Here is a 1,886-nt window from a genome sequence, read left to right as displayed (position 1 = left end):
CGCCAGCACCTGACCTTTCCCCCCACCACCAGCGCAGCTCCCCTGGTAGCCCACCTGGCCGCCACCTACCCCTTGGCCGACCTGACCATCGCCGAACCCACCATCGAATCAATCATCACCCAGCTCTACACCCCCACCCCCTGAAGCCCGTCGTTCCTCCGAACGCTGTGCACCCAGCTCATCCTTGGGAACCCGCCAACCACTTCGAGCCCACGAAACGGTTGGTCGCCGGGCGACGCCAACGACACGTAGTGGTCCCAGCTTCGGCACTCGCTGAGCGTGGGCGGCAACCGGCAACGCCGCTGAGGGGTACCACTACGTGTTCTTGCCGACGCCACCGCCCGAACGACAGGACGTATACCCCTGCGACGCCGTTCGTGCGGGGGAGTCCAGGCGGGCGCCGGGCTCTACGTAGACGCATACATCCTGTTCTTCGGACGATCGCCGCCAGCCTGGACCCAAGCGGTCGAGCGAGCTCCTAGGTCGAGAAGAGCGCGCGACTGCGGTCGGAGGCGGGGCTGCCAGCTGATTCCTGGTGCCCACCGGATCGCAAGGGGATGTTGGTGATCTCGAGGCCGGGGAAGCGCCGGCGCATCGCCGCCTCGTAGCGATCGGCGTAGGCGGGCTCGCCGATGTAGTCGCTGATCTGGTACTGCCCGAACCACACCCGGACACGGCGCCGTGGCGACCTGCCTGATTTCACACGGACGACGCTACAAAGCCCAATGGTCGAAAGTGTTACCTCCAGTTACGAACTGAAGTCATCGAACTATCGAGTCACGAGCGGTACCCGGCCGCCATCGACAACACGTCGGCCGGATCGAGCGGCTTGGGGTCGGCGCGCCACTCCACGAGGACCTCGTCGTCCTCGACCTCGTCCAGGGTGCCGACCCCCTGAGTGATCAGCCGCCGGGCTTCGCTTGGACCGATCTCCTGGTACGTGAGGATCCGATCCATGTAGAAGTCGTTGCGCAGGGCATTGTTGTCGTGGAACTTCCCGGTGTTGGCCACGTACGCGTACATCGTCTCGTGCGCCAGCGCCGCCACCCAGACGAGTCGCTCCTCGTCATCGTCGTCGACCTCTGTCACGAGAAACAGTCTCATCGTCCCACTCCGTCGTTCTTCTCGAGGGCTGGTGTTCGGGGGCTCGGCCGGTCCGCGCGGCCGGGCTGACCACTGTCTGAGTCCGCCAACGCCTGCTGCGAATCACTGTAGTTGTTGACGGCCACCCGCCGGCCGCCGAGCGTTGTCAGCTGATCGATTCCGGCGGGCGGGCTCAGCGTGTCGGATGCGGCGACACACTTGTCGCGGGCCTCGGCGCGTTGGTCGGCAGTTGCGGAAACGCTTCGCTCGACCTCGTACCACGGAGTCGTCATCTCCTTGACCTCGAGCGATGCCACCGAGTGGAACTGCACCTCGATCCTTGGGGAGCCGGGAGCTTCCAGGTAGCCATGGATGCCTTTGTACCGGGATCCCTCGGTATAGGAGTGCATGGCGTGCCGCACCCGCCACCCGCGCTCGGTCAACTGGTCCACCGTGCGGCGCGCAGCTTCGACAAGCTGCTCAGGGCGTTCCACGAGCACCGTGTACCGCAGGATGTCGTCCACCGGACGATATGCGCCGTTCTTGGCCCAGGCGCGGAGCTTTCGGGCGAGGGACTCCGGGGACTTCACTCGACGGCTGAGCTGGTACGGCGATCCGCCCGGCGGGAGGGCGGCGAGGAACTCGGCTGTTCGCTCGGGCTCGACGGTGGCTGCCTGGGCAAGGAGGCGGAGGGCCTTCCGGGTTGCTTTGGGGCCGTGGCGGTGGGCGATGTCGGCTGCGTCGTACGGCGTGGCGCCCCAGTCGAGGGCGTGGCTGGTGGAGAACCTCCGGAGGAGGATGGC

3 protein-coding genes are annotated in these 1,886 nt (G+C 66.4%); all 3 read right to left on the bottom strand.

Annotated elements, in window-relative coordinates:
• Positions 1–478 precede the first annotated feature (478 nt).
• Positions 479–703: a hypothetical protein gene (locus tag E1261_RS44590; protein WP_132416403.1), complete on the bottom strand. Its 225-nt coding sequence runs from the start codon at positions 701–703 to the stop codon at positions 479–481.
• A 74-nt stretch (positions 704–777) separates the two neighbouring features.
• Positions 778–1,104, bottom strand: coding sequence for a hypothetical protein (locus E1261_RS44585; RefSeq protein ID WP_132416401.1), 327 nt, complete (start codon positions 1,102–1,104; stop codon positions 778–780).
• Positions 1,101–1,886 (bottom strand): hypothetical protein (locus E1261_RS45785; protein ID WP_165952880.1); only part of this gene is annotated, 786 nt, incomplete at its 5' end. The genes E1261_RS45785 and E1261_RS44585, both read right to left, overlap by 4 nt.

This window comes from Kribbella albertanoniae (genome assembly GCF_004348455.1).
Taxonomy (GTDB): Bacteria; Actinomycetota; Actinomycetes; order Propionibacteriales; family Kribbellaceae; genus Kribbella; species Kribbella albertanoniae.
This window is presented reverse-complemented; position numbering and strand designations above follow the sequence as displayed.